We start from the raw sequence: 20,091 nt of genomic DNA on the forward strand, positions 1-20,091 counted from the left end.
GGTTCCGAGTCCGCGCACTCGGCCTCGGAACCCGTCCCACCAGCACGTTCGACCGTGAGAGCGCGACCGCACCGCCACGGCGACCGCGACCGCGGCCACCCGAACACCCCGACCGCCCCCGGAGGCTGATCCGTCATGTCCGCGACCCTGCTCGGCAGCATCGCCCGCACCACCGTCCCGCAGACCGCGCTGCGCCGCTTCCTGGCCCTCGACTCCGTGGTCACCGCCGGGAACGGCCTCGCGTACACCGTCTTCTGCGCCCCCCTCGGGCGACTGCTCGGCGTCGGCCCGACCACGCTGCTCGAACTCGGCCTGTTCCTGACCCTCTACGGGGCCGGCGTCGGCCTGCTCGCCGCGCGCCGCCGGCCGCCGGTCGGCCCGGTGAAGTTCGTCATCGAGGCCAACTACGCCTGGGCGGCCCTCAGCCTGGTCTCCCTGTTCCTGTGGGACGCCCCCACCACCGCCGGGCTGGTGTGGATCCCGCTCCAGGCGCTCACCGTGGCCGCGTTGGCCCTCTTCCAGCGGCTGGCGCTGCGGTCCGCCTCAGGGCTCCAGTGAGCGCAGGTACTTCACCGTCGCCGGGTCGGCCGGGAGCAGCGTCTCGATGGCCAGCTCGGCGACGGTCACGTCCATCGGCGTGTTGAAGGTCGCGATTGAGGACACGAAGGAGAGCACCTGCCCGTCGTGCTCGATCACCAGCGGGAGCGCGACGTACGGGACGGCCTCCTCGGGCTCGGCTCCGGCGTCGCCGGGCGGCCTCCCGGGGACCGGATAGCCGGCCACCTCCTCGTACAGCGCGCGCAGCGGCGCGGACCGGGACAGTGCGATCTGCCGCTCCATCTGGGCCAGCAGGTGCCCGCGCCACTCCCCGAGGTTGCGGATCCTCGGCGCCAGCCCCTCGGGGTGCAGGGTGATCCGCATGGCGTTCAGCGGCGGGGCCAGCAGGTGCCCGGGCAAGCCGTCGAGCAGCATCGCGATACCGCGGTTGGCGGCGACGACGTCGTACGCGGCGTCCACGATCAGTGCCGGATACGGCTCGTAGCCGGTCAGTAGCCGCTCCAGGCCCTCGCGCAGCGTCCCCATCGACGGGTCGTCGAGCGGGGTCTGTGCGTAGTGCGGGGCGTAACCCGCAGCGAGGAGCAGCGCGTTGCGGTCACGGACGGGCACGTCGAGGTGGTCCGCGAGCCGCAGGACCATGTCCCTGCTCGGCCGGGACCGACCGTTCTCGATGAAACTGATGTGTCGCGACGAGGAGTCGGCGCGGCCCGCCAGTTCCAGTTGGCTGATGCCGCGCCGCTCCCGCCAGGTGCGCAGCAGGGGTCCGACGGACGGGGTGGAGTTCATGCCCCGACGATAGGGCCCGTCGTCCGGACCGGGCCCTGGCCGGGGCGCTCAGCCCAGGTCGAAGACGTTGCGCAGGCCGAGTCGGTGGCGCCACAGGTCGTGCCGCTTGAAGGACTCCATCTCCGGGGCGTGGTACATCGGCAGGACCGCGCACCGCTGCGCCGTCGAACCGTCGCTGTCCAGCAGGGCGTTGACGGCCGCCCGGGCCGAGGCGTTGGCGCCCTCCATCGTCGCCAGATCGATGTCGACGGCCACGTAGTCCCCGCTGAGGAAGAAGTTGGGGATGCGGGTGTCCGCGCTCGGCCGGTTGTGGAAGGTGCCGGTGGGGTGGATCAGCAGCTGGTCCTGGTTGGTGGGGTTCGGGGTGCCGAGCCCGTCCACCCCCGGGTCCAAGAACCACGAGTGCAGGGTGCGGTCGGTCAGGGGCGTCTTCCCGGTGTCGTTCAGGGAAGCCTTCAGCTGCGCCCACACCTCGCGGGCGACCTCCTCGCGGGTGCACTGCTTGGCCGTCTTCCCGTACAGGATCCCCGGCTTGTCCCAGTCGGAGATGTCCACCGACAGGCAGTCCACCGCCACCCCGTCGCCGTAGGCGGCCGGGAAATCGCGGGCCGGCCAGTGCTCAGCCTGCTGGATCGCCGTCAACGACCAGGGCGAATCGATGCAGTTGAGGTGCCCGTGGACGAGGGGTGCGCGTTCGGTGAGGTAGAACTGGATTCCGGTCATCCAGTCGGTCTCCAGGAGGTCGCAGCGGCCCAGCATCGGGTCCGCGGCCCGCAGCCCCGCGCTCCAGGTGCGCCGGGCGTGCTCGACGGGCAGGGCGCTGACGTAGTGGTCCGCGGTGACGTCCTGCCGGGCCCCGGCCGGGTCCAGGGCCGTGACCCCGCTGACCCGGCCGTCCCCGTACCGCACCTCCTGGACCGACCAGCCGATCCGGAACTCCACGCCGAGCGAGCGCAGATGGGCTTCCCAGGGGTCGATCCACGCTTCGTTGGTTGGCAGGTTGAGGATCCGGTCCGGCGGCCCGTCCGCGCCGCGTCCCAGCGCGTTGAAGACGAAGGCCTCGCCGAGGGCGCCGACGGTACGGGTGGAGGCCTCCTCGGCCTTGGTGGCGACGATGTTGCGGGTGATGCCGACGGCGAGGATGCGCTGGTACTCGTTCGACATCTGCGCGGCCCGCACGAACTCCCACCAGGGGGTGTGTTCCCAGACCTCCTTGCGGCGCTCGTCGCAGCTGGTGAGGAAGACCAGGACGCGGTCGACGAAGTACGCGCTCTCGTGCGCCGGCAGTCGGACGAGCGACTGCAGGAGGCCGGTCAGGGCGCGGCGGATCTCGTCGGGCGTCAGCGCGGCGGGGGAGTGGTCGGGCCAGGGGATGGGGGCGCGCAGGTCCTCGCGGCCGGCCGCCCGGGCGAACATCATCTCGGGCGGGGCCACGAGGTTGTCCCACACGCCGTGGGCGTTGCCGGGGAAGGGGATGCGCCGCATGGTGTCGGGCAGGTTGTGGTAAATGCCTGGGATGAAGCGGAACCCGTGCTCGGCAGGCAGGGGCCGGCGGCCGCCGCGGGCGCTGCCGGGGACGTCCATGCTGCGGGCCTTGCCGCCGAGTGCGCGGCGCTCGTAGACGGTGACGGCGTAGCCGCGCTCGGCGAGTTCGTGGGCCGCGGTGAGCCCGGCGACCCCGCCGCCGAGGACGGCGACCCGGCGGCCGTTCGGGGCTGCGGCGGTCCGGGGGGTCCGGTCTGCGACCGGCTGCGGGGACCGGGCGCGGGCGGGGGCGGCGACGGCCCCGGTGGTTCCCAGCGTCCCGGCGGTGGCGGCGGCGCCGGCGATGAACGTGCGCCTCGAACTGCCGGTGCTGCCCGTGCTGCCCGTGCTGCCTGTGCTGCGCCTGCGCGTCATGAGGAAGCCCCTTTGGTGTCCGGTCCGAAGCGGAGGCCGATGTGCATTACCGGCGGTAACAGTGGCGTTCGGCGCAGGAGCATAAGGGCGCCACCGCGGACCCGGAAGGCTCGGAAGCACCCGCACGCACTATGGCGCGAAACCTTCCCTCCGGCGTGCGCTGTGGGAACCTTGACCACACGTCGGAAAACGGGCCCCCACGGTGAAGGAGCATGCCGATGGCAGACGAGCCGCTTTCGCAGAAGGAGATCGAGGACCGGTTGCGGGAACTCCCCGGCTGGGCCTTCGAGGACGACCGGATCATCCGCACCTACCGGCTGGGCACCCACTTCGCGGCGAGCGCGCTCGTCGTCCACATCGCCACGGTCCAAGAGGAGTTGAACCACCACTCCGACCTGACCCTCGGCTACAACACGGTCCGGGTGTCCGTGAACACGCACAGCGCCGGCGACGCCGTCACCGGCGCCGACTTCGCGCTGGCCGAACGGGTCGAGGCCCTCGCTCCCGCCCACGGCGCGAGCTGACGCCGACGGCGAAGCCGCTGCTCGACCACCACGCCGAGGCCGCCGCGCACGACGCCACCGCGGTGGCACCCCGTGCGCCCGGCTGCCGTCGCCGCGGCGCTCGGCCCGCACCCGCCCGAAGCCCGGTACGAACGCCCGCCGTCAGGGGCGGCGACTGCGGTGCGCCCGTGAACGGGAGTCCGCACGGGGTGAAGGCAATGTGAGGACGTCCCTGAGGTCCCGACCGAACGACGTGCGCAACTTCGCCCGCCTGTGCCCGCGCAACCACCGTGAGGCGACGGACGGCGGGGAAGCCGAGGCCCTCTGGTCCTGGGGCGACCCCGCCCGCGACTCCTCAGGAGGGTTCGAGGTGCCACCACTGGGCGGGGGAGTCGGTGTCCTCGCACACGCGGGCCCGGCCCTCCTCGTCCGCCTCCAGCGGCAGGCCGCTGATGCAGGCGATCAAGGACACCACCCCGGGATCGTCGAGATGCTCCTCGATGATCCACTCCTGCGCGCCGAACGCGTTCGCCCGCCACACCTGGACCCGGGTGCCGCTCTCCGTGGACGCGTTGGCGACGTCCAGCAGCTTGTCGTTGTGCACGCTGACGACGTGGACGATCCCGCCTCCGCTGTGGACCGGCACGATCCGCCACAGCCCGGCCGCCGGTGGCGAGGGCGGGCCGTCCGGGCCCACTCCCACCCGGGTGCCGCCCTCCAGCCGGAGCAGCAGGCCGCTGGCGGCGTTGCGGATCCGGTGGACCCCGGCGCTCACGGGCACCTGCGGCTCAGACGTCGAAGACGGCCGGATCCGGCCCGATCCGCCCCGCCGAGGGACCCGTAGCCAGCGCGTCCAGCGCGGCGCGGTCCGCAGCGTCCAGCTCGAAGCCGAAGACGTCCAGGTTCTCCCGGATCCGCGACGGGGTCACCGACTTCGGGATCACGATGTTCCCGAGGTCCAGGTGCCAGCGCAGCACCACCTGGGCGGCGGAACGCCCGTGTTTGGCGGCGGTCTCGGCGACCGCCGGGAGCGTCAGCAGCTCCTTGCCCTGGCCGAGCGGGGACCAGGCTTCGGTGGCGATGCCGAGCCGGGAGTGCAGGGCGCGCAACTCGGGCTGCGGGAACAGCGGGTGCAACTCGATCTGGTTCACGGCCGGGACCAGCGTGCTCTCTGCGCCGAGCCGCTCCAGGTCGGCCGGGCGGAAGTTCGACACGCCGACGGAATGGGCGCGGCCGCTCTGCGCGATCTCCTCGAACGTCTTCCAGATGGCGAGGAAGTCGTCGCGCATCGGGCGCGGCCAGTGGATCAGGTACAGGTCGATGTGTTCGAGGCCCAGCTTGTCCAGGGAGTGGTCGAACGCGCGCAGCACGTCGTCGCGGCGCCAGGTCCGGGAGCGGCCGTTCCACAGTTTGGTGGTGACGAACAGCTCTTCGCGCGGCACCCCGGAAGCGGCGAGGGCCTGGCCGATGCCCTTCTCGTTGCCGTACGCGGCCGCCGTGTCGATGCTCCGGTACCCCGCCTCCAGCGCCGCCCCGACGGCCTGCGCGGCTTCGGAGTCCGGGACCTGGAAGACGCCGAAACCGAGCTGGGGCATGGGCGTGCCGTTGTTGAGCCAGATGGCGGGGACCTGGTTCACGTCTGGCTGTTCCCTCTGGTCGGCGGGCTGGGGCGCGCTCCGGCTGGGCGGTCAGGTACCGGGTGCGAGCGGCGACGGCCGGCCGCCGCGGCGATCGTAGTCCCGCCAGAGTCCGGCAGGGCCGGACTGCTGCCGGACACACCGTCAGGACACCCCCAGATAGGCCTGCCGGACGAGCGGATCGGCCCGGACCTCGGCGGGCGGGCCCTGCGCGAGGACCGTTCCGAGGTCCAGGACGACCACCCGTGTGCAGAGGTCCATCACGAAGGCCACGTCGTGTTCCACCAGCAGCACCGCGCAGCCCTCCTCCTCGGCCAGCCGCCGGACGACCGCCGCGAGCTGCTCGCGTTCGGTGGCCGACAGGCCGGACGCGGGCTCGTCCAGCAGCAACACCTGCGGCGGATCGGCGACGGCCCGGGCCAGCTCGACCATCCGGGCCCGGCCCACCGGAAGCCCGGCCGCGGGCAGCGCCCCCAGCGCCCCGATCCCGCAGGCGGCGAGGACGCGCTCCCCCCGCTCCCGCCGCTCCCGCTCCCGACGGCGCCGGGCCGGGGACCCGAGCAGGTCGGCGGCGAGCCCGCCCCCGCCGCCGCGCCACTCCTGCGCGACGAGCAGGTTGTCGGCCACGCTGAGCTGCCCGAACAGCTGCTGGCGCTGGAACGTCCGGCGCATCCCGTGCCGGGCCCGCCAGACCGGCGAACGGCGGGTGACGTCCTCTCCCCGAAGGCGCACCCGGCCCCGGTCGGGCCGCCGGATCCCGGACAGCACGTCGAACAGCGTGGTCTTCCCGGCCCCGTTCGGCCCGATCAGCCCGCACACCTCCCCGGCGCGGACGCCGAGGTCCACCCCCGTCAGAGCCTTCACCCCACCGAACCGGACGCCGATCCCGGAGCCCTCAAGCACGTACGGCGCCGTCATGGCGTCCTCCCCAGATAGGCCGCGGCGAGCCGGTCGGCCTCCACCTCGCCGCGTGGACCGCACCACGAGACCCGCCCCCGGGAGAGGTACGCGACGGTGTCGGCGACCCCGAGGATCCCGGCGGCCTTCTCCTCCACCAGCAACAGCGCGGTCCCGGCGTCCCGGAGCTCGGTGAGCAGTCCGTACACCTCCTCCACCACCCTCGGCGCCAGCCCGAGCGAAGGCTCGTCGGCGATCAGCACCTCGGGCGGGCGCTGCAGCAGCGGGGCGAGGGCCAGCATCTGCTGCTCGCCGCCGGACAGCGCCCCGGCGGCGACGCCCCGCCGCTCCCGCAGCCGCGGGAACCGTGCGTAGACGGCGTCCCGTTCGGCTGGGTCCCTCAGGTACAGCGCCAGGTTCTCCTCGACGTCGAGGGAGGGGAAGATCCCCCGCCCTTCGGGAGCGAGCAGCACCCCGCGGCCGGCCCGCCGCACGGGCCCGTCGCGGGTCACGTCCCGCCCCCGTACGAGGACCCGCCCGCTCCCGGCGGCCAGGGCCCCGGCGGCCACCCGGCACGCGGTGCTCTTGCCGGCCCCGTTGGGTCCGAGCACGACGAGGATCTCCCCTTTCCGGACGGCGAGATCGACCCCGTGCAGTACGAGGCCGCCGTCGTACCCGGCGGTGACGCCCCGCAGCTCCAGCACGGGAACTGCGGGGCCTTCCGCCACCCCGCCCCTTCCCGGAACCGGGGCTCTGCCCCGGACCCCGTTCATGCGCTGTGCGCCCGTGCCCGTGCCCGCGCCCGCGCTCTCGGACGGCGGGCGGCCCGACTCGGCCCCGCCGGCGTTCGAGGCGTGGGTCCGGGCAGTGCCCGGGAAACGGCGAAGGGGCGGAGCGGGGGAGAGCCCCCCGGGGACCGCGGTCCCGCCGACGGCCCGGGGCCCGGGGACGGCCCGGCTTGCGCGGGCGGTCCCCTGATCCGCTGGGGCTCCGGCGCCGGCCCGGGCCACGGCCCGCCGTCGGGCGAGCCGTACCGGGATCGCGGCGCAGTACCCGTCCGGGTCGTTGGCGAGTGCCAGTCCCGCCAGCCCGAACAGGATCACCGGCACGTACCCCGACGCCGTCACGAAATCGGCCAGCACGCGCGGGGCCACGGCGTACACGACCCCCGCCACCACCGCGTACTGCGGCCGCCGCAGCCCCGCGGCGACCACGACCGCCAGCCACACCAGTCCCGTCATCGCCGTGAAGTCCGTCGCCGTGATCCGGGTGTTGTACGAGGCGAGCAGCACGCCGCCGAACCCGGCCAGGCCCGCGGAGAGCGTGAACAGCAGCAGCTTCGTGCGCAGTACCGACACCCCCGAGGCCATCGCCGCCGCCGGAGCCGACCGTACAGCCAGCATCGCCCGCCCCGACGGCGAGTTCCGCAGCGCGCTCAGCCCGGCCGCGCACACGGCGACGACCACCACCAGCGCCACCCCCAGCGCGCGGTCGTCGCCGAGGTCCACCGGTCCGAGCACGGGCCGCGGGACCGTCCATCCGGCGTCCCCGTTGCGCAGCCACCGCAGCTGGAACAACACCTGGTCCGCGAGGAACGCCAGGGCCAGTGTCGCCAGGGCCAGCGTCCGCCCGCCCAGCCGCAGTGCGGGAAGTGCGACCAGCGCCCCGAGCAGCGCCGCCGCGCAGGTCCCCACCGCCAGCGCCGCCGCGAACGGCCAGCCGCGGCTCATCAGCAGCCCCGCGACCAGCGCGGCTCCCGTCACGAAGGTGCCCTGCGCCAGCGACACCATCGCCCCGAGCCCGGTCACCACCGTGAAGGACATGAACAGCAGGCCGAAGGCCAGCCCCTGGGCGAGCAGCCCGCTCCAGAAGGGCGTGGTCACCGTGTAGAACGCGACGCACAGCGCCCCGCAGAGCACCGCCCACACCCCCCACCGCCGGCCCCACGGGGCGCCGGCCGGATGGTCCGCGGGCGCCGGGTCCGCGGCCGCGGTCCCCGCCGTCCGGGCCCGCCGGGTCAGCACCAGCAGTCCGCCGAACAGGATGAGGAAGGGCACCGCCGTCCGGAACCCGGTGATTCGATCGGCGAAGGACGCGTACCCGGCGACCAGGTTCTGCAGCACGCCCAGCCCCAGTCCGCCCGCGAACGCGAGCGGCACGGACACGAACCGCCCGAGCACGGCCGCCGTCGCCGAGACGAACAGGAACAGCGTGAAGTCGTGCGCCGACAGCCCCAGCAGCGGCGTCGCCAGCACGCCCGCGAGCCCCGCCAGTGCGGACGCGATCATCCAGGCCACGGACGACAGGCGGTCGGCGCTGATCCCGCGCAGCTCGGTAAGCGAGCGGTCGTCGACGGCGGCCCGCAGGTGCAGCCCCAGCCGCGTGTGCCGCATCAGCGCCCACAGGGCCACCGCCACCACCGCCGTCACCACCCAGGTGATCAGCTGGTCGGAGTCGATGCCGACGCCCTCGGCGAGCTGCCAGGACCGTGCCGGGCTCGGCCCCACCCCCGGCAGCCCGAACCGGTTCTCCGCGGGTTCGACGGGTGCGCCCGCGTCGGCCAGCAGCTCCACGGCCCACAGTCCGGCCGCCGGCAGGGCCACCAGCAGCCCGATCGTGGCCACGATCTGCGCCGTCTCACCGACGCGGGCGAGCCGCCGGAACATCAGCCGGTCCAGTCCCCAGCCGAGCCCGGGGGCCAGTACGCACACCACCAACAGGGCCGCCGGGACGGCCGGCCAGCCCAGCCCGGAGTGCACCTCGTAGAAGGTCAGGGCGCACAGGTAGGCGGTGGCCCCGTGCGCGAAGTTGAAGAGCCCGGACGCCGAGTACGACAGCACCAGCCCGGTGGCGAGCAGTGCGTACAGGGCGCCGGAGACCAGACCGCTCAGGACGAAGACGAGCAGATCTCCCATGGGACCGGTCCTACTTGAAGGGGATCGGAGGGCGGCAGGTGAACGGTACGGAGACCTCGTACGCGCCGTTCTTCAGCTGGACCAGCGCCCCGCAGCCGAAGCTGTCCTTCTGCCCCTTGGGCTCCGACCGGTCGCCGACGAGGGTCCCGGTGTCGGAGTAGCCCTGCGCGGCGCTCTGGAAGTGCGAGACGGTGAGGTCCCTGCCCGCCTTCTGCGCGATGGACACGAACAGGTCGGCAGACATGTAGCCGGTCAACATGTGCATGTTCAGGGGGACTTCCCGGCCGCCCGAAGCCGCCTTGATGTCCGCCTTGAACTGCGCCATCGCCGGGCCGGTCGACTCGAAGGGCTCGAACTGCAGCAGGACGTGCACCCCGTCGAGGGCCTGCCGGGTGGTGTCCTGGGCGAGCAGCCCCGGGTCGTAGTCGGTGGGGTCGGAGAGCAGGCCCTTGTACCCGGCGCGCTTGAGGGCGGTGAACAGGCCGATGTTGTTCGGGGTCTGCATGACCGACACGACCGCGTCGGGAGCCTTGCCCCCGCTGCCGGCGAGGAGGTCCTTCACGTACGCAGACCAGTCGCTCGGCACGGCGGTGGCCGGTACCGAGGCCTTGGCGTAGGAGACCGTGAACCCGGCGCTCGTGAAACCCTGCTGGAAGGTGCGGATGCCGAACTTGCCGGCGTCGCTGTCGTTGGCGATGATCGCGACCGACTTGCCCCCGGCCCCGCCGAGGATCTGGGCGATGCCCTCGGGCCAGGTCTGGTTCAGGGTGCCGCCCGGGGAGGGGACCAGGCAGCCGTTGAAGCCGTAGGCGTACTTGGGGCCGCAGAAGGAGGGGAGGGTGCCCCAGCCGAAGGTGGGGACCTTCTGCTGTTCCAGGAAGTCGGCGCCGGAGAAGGTGACCGAGCTCATGGGGGCGATCGCGAAGACCTTGTCCTGCTGGACGAGTTTGCGGGCGGCGGCCATGTTCTTGGCGGGGTCCTGGCCGTCGTCCTCCGCGCCCAGGTAGTCGATCTTGCGGCCGTTGATCCCGCCCTCCGCGTTGGCCCGCAGGTACCGGGCCTTCGCCCCGAGGTCGGTGTCCTTCTTGCTGTAGCCGCCGGCGCTGGTCATCGAGACGATGCCGCCGACCTTGACCGAGTCGCCGGTCACCCCGCGGGAGTCGGCGGCCGCGGCGGCGTCGTCGGGCTTGCCGGAGGAGCCCGCGGTGGAGGCGGAGTTGCAGGCGGAGACGAGCGCTAGTGCGGCTGCCGCGGCGGCCAGGGTGCGGATCGGTCGCAACATGTGTGGGATCCCCTCCGGTCGGAATCCCCGCATTCTGTGTGCGACCTGACGGATCGTCAATATTGCGGGCGAGCGTAAATGACGGATCGTCAGTCAACTGTTACGCGTAGTCCCTGCGGGCCGTCATGGCTGGTAGAGGGCCGCCACCTCCATCGCGTACGCCTTCTCGATCGCCCGCCGCTTCAGCTTCAACGAGGGCGTCAGCAGGCCCCGTTCCTCCGTGAACTGCTCCGCCAGCACCCGGAAGGTGCGGATCGCCTCGGCCTGCGAGACCAGCGTGTTCGCGGCCACCACGGCCCGCCGCACCTCCGCCGTCAGATCCGGATCGTGGACGAGCTGCGCCGCCGGCAGCTGAGGGCGCCCGCGCATCGACAGCCAGTGCGCGACCCCCTCCATGTCCAAGGTGAGCAGGGCGGCCACGTACGGCCGGTCGTTGCCCACCAGCACGCACTGCGCGACCAGCGGATGCGAACGCACCCGCTCCTCAAGAGCCGTCGGCGCCACGCTCTTGCCGTTGGACGTCACCAGGATCTCCTTCTTGCGCCCGGTGATCGTCAGGTACCCGTCCTCGTCCAGCCGCCCCAGGTCCCCGGTCGCCAGCCAGCCGCTGCGGAGCACCTCCTCCGTGGCACGCGGGTCGTTCAGGTACCCGGAGAAGACGTGGCCCCCGTGCAACCACACCTCCCCGTCGTCCGCGATGTGCACCGTACTGCCCGGGATCGGCCGGCCCACCGTGCCGTACTTCGTCGCGCCCGGCGGGTTCGCCGTGGCCGCCGCGCACGACTCGGTCAGGCCGTATCCCTCGAACACCGTGATCCCGGCCCCGTCGAAGAACAGTCCGAGGCGGCGCGACATCGCCGATCCCCCCGACATCGCGTGCCGGACCCGCCCGCCCATCGCCTCGCGGACCTTCCCGTACACCAGTCTCTCGAACAGCTGGTGTTCCATGCGCAGCCCTGCCGAAGGCCCCGGCCCGACCCCGAACGCCTTCTGCTCGCGGGCCTCCGCGTACCGCACGGCCGTCTCCACCGCCCGGTCGAAGGGCCCCGTACGCCCCTCCGCCTCCGCCTTGCGGCGGGCCGCCGCGAAGACCTTCTCGAAGACGTACGGGACCCCCAGCACGAACGTCGGCCGGAACGCGGCGAGGTCCGGCAGTAGCTCGGCCGCCGCCAGCACGGGCTGGTGCCCCAGCTTCACCCGAGCCCGGACCGCCGCCACCTCCACCATCCGCCCGAAGACGTGCGCGAGCGGCAGGAACAACAGGGTGGACGGCTGCTCCCCCGGCCCGGCCTGGAACACCGACTCCCAGCGGGCCACCATCGTGTCGGCCTCGTACATGAAATTGCCGTGCGTGAGCACACAGCCCTTGGGGCGCCCGGTGGTCCCCGAGGTGTAGATGATCGTGGCGACGGCATCGGGCGTGACCGCGGCACGGTGGCGGTGCACCAGGTCCTCGGCCACCCCGCTGCCGTCCGCGACGAGCGCGTCGACCGCCCCGGCGTCCAGCTGCCACAACCGCCGCAGGTGCGGCAGCCGCTCGATGACCGACCCGACGGTCATGGCCTGGTCCTCGTCCTCCACGACGCAGGCGGTGCAGTCGGAATCCTGCAGGATCCAGTGCACCTGGTCGACGGACGACGTCGGGTACACGGGCACCGGCTGCGCGCCGATCGCCCACAGGGCGAAGTCGAACAGCGTCCACTCGTACCGGGTCCGGGACATGACGGCGACCCGCTCCCCGAACCGGACCCCCTGGGCCAGCAGCCCCCGCGCCAGCGCGAGCACCTCGGCGGCGAGCTCCCCGGAGGTCACGTCCCGCCAGACCCCGCCCTCCTTGCGCCCGAGCACCACCCGGCCGGGATCCTCCTGGGCGTGCCGGAAGACGGCGTCGGCAAGCCCGCCGACGGGCGCCGCCGTAACGACCGGTGGGACGGTGATCTCGCGCATGCCCCGCTCCTCTCCGCGCAGCGCGGCGACGCTACCCCACACCTCCACACGGTTGATCACCGGGCGAAGACCTCCACAAGACCTCCCCAGGCAGGTGGGGGAAGGGTCGGCCGCCAGGAAACTCCCCGCAACGCCGGTCCGGAAACGCGGATCGCCCCGCCGATCGTGTGCGCGGTTTCGGGGGCGGCGCCGCAGCGGGCCCGCGGCAGCTCCGGGGCGGGTCGGGGGGCGGGGTCGGCGGTGGCGGGGCGCGTGCCCGGCTGCGGGCGGCCTCGCTCAGTTGCCCGCGGCTGCCGGCCCGCCCGGAACGAAGGAGTCCAGTGCCGTGTCGAAGTGGCTCCGCGCCTCGGCGAGCCGGCCGACGGGCGCCGACACCCACACGTCGTACAGGCGCCCGCCGTCCTCCCAGCAGACGTCGAAGGTGTGCCGGGCGCCCTCGGAAGCGGAGAAACCGTTCCAGGTGAACTCCCAGAGGGCGGCCGGCAGTCCGTTGTGCGTGGTCGGGACGACCGTGCCGTCGCGGTAGCCCGGGTTGGTGGCCGGGCCGTTCGCGTGCGAGAGCCGCATCACGCCGACCGGCCCGGCGGGCGCCGCCGCCTGCATCTTGATGCCGATCCGGAAGGCCCCGTCCGGCGAGACGTAGACGACCCGCTGGTCATCGGTGGTGCGCTGGAAGCCTGCGGGCAAGGCGAGGCTGAAGCCCTCGGTGTCGGACACCGACCGGTACCCGGCGGGGGCGGGCTTCGCGGTCGCGGGCGCCGCCGACACGGTGGGCGTGGGCGTGGGCGTGGGCGTGGGCTTGAACGTGAGCGTCGCCGACGGCGCGGGGGAGTGCGCGGGGGGCGTGGCACCGGCGGAGTCCGTCGTCCCGCGCGCACCGTCACCGGGGCGGGAGGTGAGCAGCACCGCGCCGCCGACCGCGATGACCAGGAGCACCGCGATCAGGCCCGCCCGCACGGCCGGCCGGGTCCGCCGGGCCGTCCCCGGGGGAGCGGCGGACGGGCGGGTGACGTGCTCGGTCGGCGCATGGCCGACCGGGGCAGTGGTGCCGGCCGCGGCTCCGGCCGGCGGGGCCGGGGCGAGGTCCCGCTCCGTGTCGGGCACCGTTCCGGTGCTCACGTAGGACGACAGCAACCGCTCGGCCTCCGCCGCGCCCATCCGTCGCTCCGGGAGCCGCTCCAGCAGGCCGCGGATCACCGGAGCCAGCGGCCCCGCCTGTGCCGGCGGGCGGATCTCGTCGTACACGACGGCGTGCAGGACCCCGCCGAGTGAATCGCGGTGGAACGGCGACTTCCCGGTCAGCGCCGCGCACATCAGGACCCCGAGCGACCACAGGTCGGACTCGGGCCCCGCGGCCGCTCCCTGCATCCGCTCGGGCGAGGTGTACTCGGGCGAGCCGACGAACGCGCCGGTCTCACTGATCGTGGTGGACCCGGCGAGCCGCGCGATGCCGAAGTCGGTGAGCACCACCCGCCCGGTGCCCGCCTCCACGAGGACGTTGGCGGGCTTGACGTCCCGGTGGAGCACCCCGCGTGCGTGTGCCGCGGTCAGGGCGCCGAGCAGGGCGAGCCCCATCCGTGCGGTCTCGGCGGGGCCCAGCGGCCCTTCGCTGCCGAGCCGGTCGGCCAGCGAACCGCCGTCGACGAGCTCCATGACGATGTGGGGGCGCCCATCGTGCTCCGCCACGTCGTGCACCACGACGACGTGCGGATGCCTGACCTGCGCGATCGTCCGGGCCTCCCGCAGGGCGCCCCTGGTGTCCGTGCCCCCCTCGACGTGGAGCTCCTTGACGGCCACGGGCCGCCCGAGGAGTTCGTCGGATGCCCGCCAGACGGTCCCCATGCCGCCTCTGCCCAGGCGCTTCTCCAGGCGGTAGCGCCCGGCGATCACCATGCTGCCGTCCGGCCCGTCGTGCGACACGTTGCTTCCCCTCCGACCCCGTGCGCCCATGATGCCGCACCACGGGATCCACCCCCGCGGCCTCTGCCGGACAACGCAAAAAACCCCACCGAAGTGGGGTTTTCGCTCTGTGTGTCCGAGGGGGGACTTGAACCCCCACGCCCGATAAAGGGCACTAGCACCTCAAGCTAGCGCGTCTGCCATTCCGCCACCCGGACCGGTGGTCGGCCCCGGTTTCCCGCGGCGACAAGGACAACAATAGCAAAGGATCGGCGTGCCTCCGACCAGGTATTCGGGCCGGGCCGCTCGCTGACCTGCACGCATGTCCCAAAGGGGGCGGCGAGACGCATCGTCTCGTGGGCTAGCGGGCGGGCTCGGCGCGCTCGGCCCGCAGCCAGTCGTCGTTGTGCTGCCAGGCGTAGAGGGTGGTGCCGTCCATGTAGGCGTAGTACAGGCCGCAGCGCGCGGTGGCCTTCCCCCGGGCGTCCGCCGGGAACCAGTCCTGCGTGAGCGGGACCTCCTGCGCCTTCGGCCGGGGCTCGGTCGTGCAGGCGGTCGGGAGCCGGTCGTCCGGCAGGGTCGCCTTCAGCAGACGGTCGCCGCCGGTCGTCCGCAGTGCGTACCGCACCGACGTCGCCTCGTCCTCCAGCCAGCGCGGGACCGAGGCCCGGGCCGACTTCGCTTCGGCGCCCGTCGCGTACGTGTCCGTCTCCTGGTGGCGGTCCTCGTACCAGTCGGCCGCCGCCGGCAGGGCGACGACGGTTGCGAGCCCCACCGCCGAGACGACTGCGGCGGTGGTCAGGATGACGGACCTGCGGATCATGCGGCTTTCGCTTCCCTCGGCGGCTGGCGTGCCTTCATCCTCCGGCCGGACCCGGGTGCGGCGCGTCCCTCCGCCGGGCGGGATCCACGTACGTCTCAGGTCGTACGGCACCGGAGGGCACCCGGATTCTGATACGCGCTGGACAGCGCGGGTGTCGAGGCGGTCGGATGAGCGCCGCACGTCTGCATCCGGGGGAGTCACGCATGGAAACACCGCACCGCGTCAGCACGTTGGAGCTCTTCTTCGACCTCGTCTTCGTCTTCACCATCACCCAGCTGACGGTGTTGCTCGCGGACGACATCAGCCTCCGGGGAGCCGGCCAGGTGCTGGTGATCTTCACCGTGCTGTTCTGGATGTACGGGGGCTACGCGCACCTGACCAACCAGGTGCCGCCCGACCGCACGGCGCGGAGGCTGCTGCTGATCCTGGCCATGGGCGCGTTCCTGGTGTGCGCGCTGGCGGTACCGACCGCCTTCGGCGCCGGCGGGGTCGCCTTCGGCCTGGGGTACGTGTTCGTCGTCCTCGTGCACAGCGCGCTCTACACGCAGGCGCACGGGTCCGGGGTGCTCTGGTTCGCGCTGCCCAACATGCTGTGTGCGCTGTCGGTGCTGGCCGCCGGGTTCTTCGACGGGCCGCCCGCCTGGGGGCTGTGGATGCTCGCCCTGCTGATCCAGTTCGCCGTACCGCAGCTCGTGCAGCGGGTGGCGGCGAGCGGGGCGGAGTCCGCCGGGGCCGTGGCCGAGGCAGCGACCGTGACGACCGTCAGCGATCAGCTCGGCGGCATGAGCGCCGAGCACCTCGTGGAGCGGCACGGGCTGCTGCTGATCATCGTCTTCGGCGAGTCCGTCATCGCGATCGGCATCGGGACCGGCTCGCTGCCGCTGTCCGTGGGGATCGCCGGGGGCGCCTTCCTCGCGCTCGCCGTCGCGTCGGCGCTGTGGTGGATGTACTTCGTGCGCGACGAGGGTCGCGCCGAGGAGGTCTTCGCCGAGACGGCGCCCGAGAACCGCTTCAAGTTGGCGATGCTCGCGTACTACTACGCCTTCCTGCCCATGCTGCTCGGGATCGCCGCCTTCGCGGCGGGCGTCAAGAAGACCATCGGGCACCTCGGCGAGCACCTGCACACCGGCCCGGCGCTCGCCCTCGCGGGCGGGGTCGCCGTCTACCTGGCCGGGGACCTGGCCTTCCGGGCCGTGCTCGGCATCGGCCCCGCCCGCTTCCGGGCGGCGGCGCTGGTGCTCGCCCTGGCGACGGTACCGGTCGGTACCGGCACCGCGGGGCTCTGGCAGCTCGTGGCGCTGGTCGTCGTGCTCCTGGGGGCGCTGGGAGCCGAGGTCCGCTGGACCCCGGGCTGCTCGGCGGCTACGGGCAGCGGATGACCTGGCCGGCGTACGAGAGGTTGCCGCCGAACCCGAAGAGCAGGACCGGGGCGCCGGTGGGGATCTCGCCGCGCTGGACCAGCTTCGAGAGGGCCATCGGGATACTGGCGGCCGAGGTGTTGCCGGAGTCCACGACATCGCGGGCCACGACCGCGTTGACGGCGCCGATCTTCGCGGCGAGCGGCTCGATGATCCGCAGGTTCGCCTGGTGCAGGACGACGGCGGCCAGCTCCTCGGGAGCGACCCCGGCCTTCTCGCACACCTTGCGCGCCAGCGGTGGGAGCTGGCTGGTGGTCCAGCGGTAGACGGACTGGCCCTCCTGCGCGAAGACCGGCGGAGAGCCCTCGATGCGGACCGCGTGGCCCATCTCGGGGACCGAACCCCACAGGACCGGACCGATGCCGGGCTCCTCGCAGGCCTCGACCACGGCGGCGCCCGCACCGTCGCCGGTCAGCACACAGGTGGTCCGGTCGGTCCAGTCGGTGATCTCGGTCATCTTGTCGGCGCCGATGACCAGGGCGCGGGTGGCCGAACCGGCCCGGATCGCATGGTCGGCGGTGGCCAGGGCGTGCGTGAACCCCGAACAGACGACGTTGAGGTCCATGACGGCCGGGCTGCCGCCCATGCCCAGCTTGGCGGCGACGCGGGCGGCCATGTTGGGCGAACGGTCGATCGCGGTGGAGGTGGCCACCAGGACGAGGTCGATGTCGTCGGGGGACAGGCCGGCACCGGCGAGGGCCTTGCCCGCGGCCTGGTAGGCCAGCTCGTCCACCGGCTCGTCGGCGCCCGCCATGTGCCGGGTCTTGATGCCGACCCGGGAGCGGATCCACTCGTCGTTCGTGTCGACCATGGCCGCGAGGTCCTCGTTGGTGATCACTTTCGCGGGCTGGTAGTGCCCTAGCGCCACCACTCGTGAACCGGTCATGGGCGGGGTCCCCCCTCGTACGGAAGTCAGGATCACCCAGCTTGACCTGCTACCGGTCGGTACACGGGCACGTGACCCAACAGGATTACCGCCCCTTAATTTGGAGATTCCGCAGGATCTTCCTGCCGGGAGCGCCGCGCGACGGCAATCCGGGAGAATGGGCCCGTCAGCTGCACGACGAGGTGCGCGACGAGGAAAGAACGGGCGGGCTGATCACCATGGGACGGGTCACCGAGCGCCGTCGTGTCATACGGGTGCGGAACGGCGCGGCCGGGGTCCGCCCGGACACGCTGGTCGCCGAGGAGCCGCTGGAGATACGGCTGAACGGCAAGCCGCTCGCCATCACGATGCGCACCCCCGGCGACGATTTCGCCCTGGCGGTCGGCTTCCTGGTCAGCGAGGGTGTCCTCGGTTCGGCCTCGGACGTGCGGGCCGTGACCTACTGCGAGGGGGCCGCGGAGGACGGCACGAACACGTACAACGTCGTCAACGTGCAGCTCGCCCCCGGGGTCCCGGTGCCGGACATCACCCTCGAACGGAACGTCTACACCACCTCCTCCTGCGGCCTGTGCGGAAAGGCCAGCCTGGACGCGGTGCGCACGGCCACCCGCTTCCCGCTCCGCCCCGGCACCGCCGAGGACGCCCTACGGATTCCCGCGCAGCTCCTCGGGGAGCTGCCGGACCGGCTCCGGGCGGCCCAGAAGGTCTTCGACCGCACCGGCGGCCTGCACGCGGCCGGGCTGTTCTCGCCGGAGGGCGAGCTGCTGGACGTACGGGAGGACGTCGGCCGCCACAACGCCGTGGACAAGATCATCGGCCGGGCGTTCCAGGCCGGCCTCCTACCGCTGGAGGGAGCCGTGCTGCTGGTGTCGAGCCGGGCCTCCTTCGAACTCGCGCAGAAGGCGGTGATGGCGGGCATCCCGATCCTGGCCGCCGTCTCCGCGCCGTCCTCGCTGGCCGTGGACCTCGCCCTGGACTCGGGCCTGACCCTGGTCGGTTTCCTGCGGGGGCCGAACATGAACATCTACGCCGGCGAGGAGCGGATCGCGCTCTAGCGGCTCGACGGCCCCCGTCAGCGGCCCCGGCGGGTGCGCCGCTTGGCCGCCGGCGTCGGCTCGGGCTTCGGCGGGTCGATGCGGTGCAGGTCCAATGTCGCCGGGACCGGGGTGACGCCCGGGCCCCCGGATTCCGCCCAGGCGATGACTTCGTCCGTGGCGGTGTCGTCCAGGGCCCAGCCGAACCAGGCCGCACGGGCACCCCGGCGCCGCGCCTCGGTGGTGGGCTGGACGACGATCACGTTGGCCTGCGCGCACGGCCCGAGGCATTCGCTCGTACGGACGGCCAGTCGGCCCCCCGACGCCGCGGCGGCCTCACGCAGCCGGGCCAGCTGCCCCGCGTGGTCGGAGCCGGGATTCTTGCGGGGGTCCCCGCAGCAGCAGCCGCGGCAGACCACGAGGGTGCAGGGGCGTTCGGCGTGGGCGGCGAGCGGGCGTATCCAGGTCACCGCCGCACGTTACCGGGCCTGCGGTGCGGGGTGTTGGACCCCGGGGGAGACCTCCACCACATGCCCGGCGGGCAGTTCGGCATCCGCTCCGGGCGCGCAATCCCCGGCGCGGCGGCGCGCCAGTACCGCGCACACCATCAGTTGCATCTGGTGGAACAGCATCAGCGGCAGCACGGCGAGGCTCGCCTGGGCCCCGAACAGCACGCTGGCCATGGGCAGTCCGGCCGCCAGGCTCTTCTTCGAGCCCGCGAACTGGATGGCGATCCGGTCCGCGCGGCCGAACCCGAGCCGCTTCGCCCCGTACCAGCTGACCAGCAGCATGACGGCGAGCAGTACGGCCTCCACCGCCACCAGGGCGCCCAGGCGCGGGACGCTGACCCGGTGCCAGATCCCGGCGGCCATGCCCGCGCTGAAAGCGGTGTAGACGACGAGCAGGATCGAGCCGCGGTCGACGTACCCCAGCACCTTCTTGTTCCGGACCAGGAAACCGCCGACCCAGCGGCGCAGGGCCTGGCCCAGCAAGAAGGGCAGCAGCAGCTGGACGACGATCTTGAGGAGGGAGCCGAGGGAGAAGCCGCCCGCGCTGCCGCCGAGCAGAGCGGCGGCCAGGAGGGGGGTGAGGACGATGCCGGCGAGGCTGGAGAAGGAGCCCGCGCAGATAGCGGCGGGGACGTTGCCGCGGGCGATCGAAGTGAAGGCGATCGAGGACTGGATCGTCGAGGGCACCAGGCAAAGGAACAGCAGCCCGTTGTGGAGCGGGTGCGTCAGGAGCGTCGGGACCAGGCCGCGGGCAGCCAGGCCGAGCACGGGGAACAGCACGAACGTGCAGGTCAAGACGGTGAGGTGGAGCCTCCAGTGGCGCAGGCCGTCGAGGGCTTCACGGGTGGAGAGCCGGGCGCCGTACAAGAAGAACAGCAGGGCCACCGCCCCGGTGGCGGCGCCCTCGGCGACGGAGGCGGCCGCACCGCGGGCGGGCAGCAGGGCGGCGAGGCCGACGGTCCCGAGGAGGGCAAGGACGTACGGGTCCAAGGGCAGCCGGGAGGGTGTGAACGGGCGGCGCATGTACGGGGAGCTCTCCGGTCGGCGGCACGGGCGTGGGGCCCTCCATCGTCATGCCTGCCCCGGTCATCGGGAAAC

17 protein-coding genes and 1 tRNA gene are annotated in these 20,091 nt (G+C 73.0%); 4 read left to right on the plus strand and 14 right to left on the minus strand.

The genetic code is table 11. From position 1 onward, the window contains the following. Positions 1 to 135 precede the first annotated feature (135 nt). Entirely contained in the window at positions 136 to 558 is a 423-nt protein-coding gene (locus tag OHA65_RS31115; RefSeq protein ID WP_328764267.1) for a hypothetical protein, read from the plus strand. Here the strand turns inward: OHA65_RS31115 and OHA65_RS31120 are convergent. Both OHA65_RS31120 and OHA65_RS31125 read right to left on the minus strand, forming a co-directional pair. Continuing rightward, a complete protein-coding gene (locus tag OHA65_RS31120; RefSeq protein ID WP_405762892.1) occupies positions 544 to 1,344 on the minus strand; it encodes a helix-turn-helix domain-containing protein in 801 nt (266 codons plus the stop codon). The genes OHA65_RS31115 and OHA65_RS31120 overlap by 15 nt on opposite strands. Before the next feature lie 48 nt (positions 1,345 to 1,392). Next, a complete protein-coding gene (locus OHA65_RS31125) occupies positions 1,393 to 3,243 on the minus strand; it encodes an FAD-dependent oxidoreductase (protein WP_329315098.1) in 1,851 nt (616 codons plus the stop codon). A 218-nt stretch (positions 3,244 to 3,461) separates the two neighbouring features. On the opposite strand from OHA65_RS31125, the gene OHA65_RS31130 reads away from it, so the two are divergent. Then, the gene (locus tag OHA65_RS31130) at positions 3,462 to 3,767 is read left to right on the plus strand and encodes a 4a-hydroxytetrahydrobiopterin dehydratase (protein WP_327279457.1); all 306 of its coding nucleotides are present in this window, start codon (positions 3,462 to 3,464) and stop codon (positions 3,765 to 3,767) included. A 334-nt stretch (positions 3,768 to 4,101) separates the two neighbouring features. Here OHA65_RS31130 and OHA65_RS31135 read toward each other — a convergent pair whose 3' ends face one another. The 9 genes from OHA65_RS31135 to OHA65_RS31175 all read right to left on the minus strand — a co-directional run bounded on the left by OHA65_RS31135 (position 4,102) and on the right by OHA65_RS31175 (position 15,146). Beyond that, positions 4,102 to 4,521: an RICIN domain-containing protein gene (locus OHA65_RS31135; protein WP_327279458.1), complete on the minus strand. Its 420-nt coding sequence runs from the start codon at positions 4,519 to 4,521 to the stop codon at positions 4,102 to 4,104. A gap of 13 nt (positions 4,522 to 4,534) precedes the next feature. After that, positions 4,535 to 5,383 (minus strand): aldo/keto reductase, encoded by an 849-nt coding sequence (locus tag OHA65_RS31140; protein WP_327279459.1) that lies wholly within the window; start codon positions 5,381 to 5,383, stop codon positions 4,535 to 4,537. A gap of 144 nt (positions 5,384 to 5,527) precedes the next feature. After that, on the minus strand, positions 5,528 to 6,301 hold the full coding sequence (locus OHA65_RS31145) for an ABC transporter ATP-binding protein (protein ID WP_327279460.1): 774 nt from the start codon (positions 6,299 to 6,301) through the stop codon (positions 5,528 to 5,530). Then, positions 6,298 to 9,195, minus strand: coding sequence for an ABC transporter permease subunit (locus tag OHA65_RS31150; RefSeq protein ID WP_405762894.1), 2,898 nt, complete (start codon positions 9,193 to 9,195; stop codon positions 6,298 to 6,300). Before OHA65_RS31150 ends, OHA65_RS31145 begins: the two co-directional genes overlap by 4 nt. Positions 9,196 to 9,205: 10 nt before the next feature. Continuing rightward, positions 9,206 to 10,477, minus strand: coding sequence for an ABC transporter substrate-binding protein (locus tag OHA65_RS31155; RefSeq protein WP_327279462.1), 1,272 nt, complete (start codon positions 10,475 to 10,477; stop codon positions 9,206 to 9,208). A 123-nt stretch (positions 10,478 to 10,600) separates the two neighbouring features. Continuing rightward, positions 10,601 to 12,424: a long-chain fatty acid--CoA ligase gene (locus OHA65_RS31160; protein WP_327285849.1), complete on the minus strand. Its 1,824-nt coding sequence runs from the start codon at positions 12,422 to 12,424 to the stop codon at positions 10,601 to 10,603. Between the two features lie 276 nt (positions 12,425 to 12,700). Continuing rightward, complete coding sequence (locus tag OHA65_RS31165; RefSeq protein ID WP_405763463.1) at positions 12,701 to 14,317, minus strand: protein kinase domain-containing protein; 1,617 nt, start codon at positions 14,315 to 14,317, stop codon at positions 12,701 to 12,703. A gap of 139 nt (positions 14,318 to 14,456) precedes the next feature. After that, a tRNA-Leu gene (locus tag OHA65_RS31170) sits at positions 14,457 to 14,541 on the minus strand. A 143-nt stretch (positions 14,542 to 14,684) separates the two neighbouring features. Next, positions 14,685 to 15,146 carry a hypothetical protein gene (locus OHA65_RS31175; RefSeq protein ID WP_328764284.1) on the minus strand — a complete coding sequence of 154 codons (462 nt, stop codon included), beginning with the start codon at positions 15,144 to 15,146 and terminating at the stop codon, positions 14,685 to 14,687. Positions 15,147 to 15,349: 203 nt separating this feature from the next. Here OHA65_RS31175 and OHA65_RS31180 point away from each other — a divergent pair, with 203 nt between their 5' ends. Continuing rightward, positions 15,350 to 16,525 (plus strand): low temperature requirement protein A, encoded by a 1,176-nt coding sequence (locus tag OHA65_RS31180; RefSeq protein ID WP_327279464.1) that lies wholly within the window; start codon positions 15,350 to 15,352, stop codon positions 16,523 to 16,525. Here OHA65_RS31180 and OHA65_RS31185 read toward each other — a convergent pair. Continuing rightward, positions 16,509 to 17,450 (minus strand): beta-ketoacyl-ACP synthase III, encoded by a 942-nt coding sequence (locus OHA65_RS31185; RefSeq protein WP_327279465.1) that lies wholly within the window; start codon positions 17,448 to 17,450, stop codon positions 16,509 to 16,511. The genes OHA65_RS31180 and OHA65_RS31185 overlap by 17 nt on opposite strands. A gap of 218 nt (positions 17,451 to 17,668) precedes the next feature. On the opposite strand from OHA65_RS31185, the gene fdhD reads away from it, so the two are divergent. Further along, positions 17,669 to 18,505: a formate dehydrogenase accessory sulfurtransferase FdhD gene (gene fdhD, locus OHA65_RS31190; protein WP_327285851.1), complete on the plus strand. Its 837-nt coding sequence runs from the start codon at positions 17,669 to 17,671 to the stop codon at positions 18,503 to 18,505. A 17-nt stretch (positions 18,506 to 18,522) separates the two neighbouring features. Here fdhD and OHA65_RS31195 read toward each other — a convergent pair whose 3' ends face one another. Together OHA65_RS31195 and OHA65_RS31200 are read right to left on the minus strand one after the other, a co-directional pair. Beyond that, positions 18,523 to 18,954 (minus strand): (2Fe-2S) ferredoxin domain-containing protein, encoded by a 432-nt coding sequence (locus OHA65_RS31195; protein WP_327279466.1) that lies wholly within the window; start codon positions 18,952 to 18,954, stop codon positions 18,523 to 18,525. A gap of 9 nt (positions 18,955 to 18,963) precedes the next feature. Then, a complete protein-coding gene (locus tag OHA65_RS31200; protein ID WP_405762896.1) occupies positions 18,964 to 20,016 on the minus strand; it encodes a bile acid:sodium symporter family protein in 1,053 nt (350 codons plus the stop codon). Positions 20,017 to 20,091 lie beyond the last annotated feature (75 nt).

It is taken from the genome of Streptomyces sp. NBC_00045, assembly GCF_045041095.1.
Lineage (GTDB): Bacteria > Actinomycetota > Actinomycetes > Streptomycetales > Streptomycetaceae > Streptomyces.

Bases quoted from the DNA above. Each gene is read 5' to 3' on its own strand.
- OHA65_RS31130 (WP_327279457.1), top strand. From the start codon at position 3,462: ATGGCAGACGAGCCGCTTTCGCAGAAGGAGATCGAGGACCGGTTGCGG.
- fdhD (WP_327285851.1), top strand. From the start codon at position 17,669: ATGGGACGGGTCACCGAGCGCCGTCGTGTCATACGGGTGCGGAACGGC.
- OHA65_RS31155 (WP_327279462.1), bottom strand. From the start codon at position 10,477: ATGTTGCGACCGATCCGCACCCTGGCCGCCGCGGCAGCCGCACTAGCG.
- OHA65_RS31180 (WP_327279464.1), top strand. From the start codon at position 15,350: ATGGAAACACCGCACCGCGTCAGCACGTTGGAGCTCTTCTTCGACCTC.
- OHA65_RS31175 (WP_328764284.1), bottom strand. From the start codon at position 15,146: ATGATCCGCAGGTCCGTCATCCTGACCACCGCCGCAGTCGTCTCGGCG.
- OHA65_RS31120 (WP_405762892.1), bottom strand. From the start codon at position 1,344: ATGAACTCCACCCCGTCCGTCGGACCCCTGCTGCGCACCTGGCGGGAG.
- OHA65_RS31200 (WP_405762896.1), bottom strand. From the start codon at position 20,016: ATGCGCCGCCCGTTCACACCCTCCCGGCTGCCCTTGGACCCGTACGTC.
- OHA65_RS31185 (WP_327279465.1), bottom strand. From the start codon at position 17,450: ATGACCGGTTCACGAGTGGTGGCGCTAGGGCACTACCAGCCCGCGAAA.
- OHA65_RS31160 (WP_327285849.1), bottom strand. From the start codon at position 12,424: ATGCGCGAGATCACCGTCCCACCGGTCGTTACGGCGGCGCCCGTCGGC.
- OHA65_RS31145 (WP_327279460.1), bottom strand. From the start codon at position 6,301: ATGACGGCGCCGTACGTGCTTGAGGGCTCCGGGATCGGCGTCCGGTTC.
- OHA65_RS31165 (WP_405763463.1), bottom strand. From the start codon at position 14,317: ATGGTGATCGCCGGGCGCTACCGCCTGGAGAAGCGCCTGGGCAGAGGC.
- OHA65_RS31125 (WP_329315098.1), bottom strand. From the start codon at position 3,243: ATGACGCGCAGGCGCAGCACAGGCAGCACGGGCAGCACGGGCAGCACC.
- OHA65_RS31115 (WP_328764267.1), top strand. From the start codon at position 136: ATGTCCGCGACCCTGCTCGGCAGCATCGCCCGCACCACCGTCCCGCAG.
- OHA65_RS31150 (WP_405762894.1), bottom strand. From the start codon at position 9,195: ATGGGAGATCTGCTCGTCTTCGTCCTGAGCGGTCTGGTCTCCGGCGCC.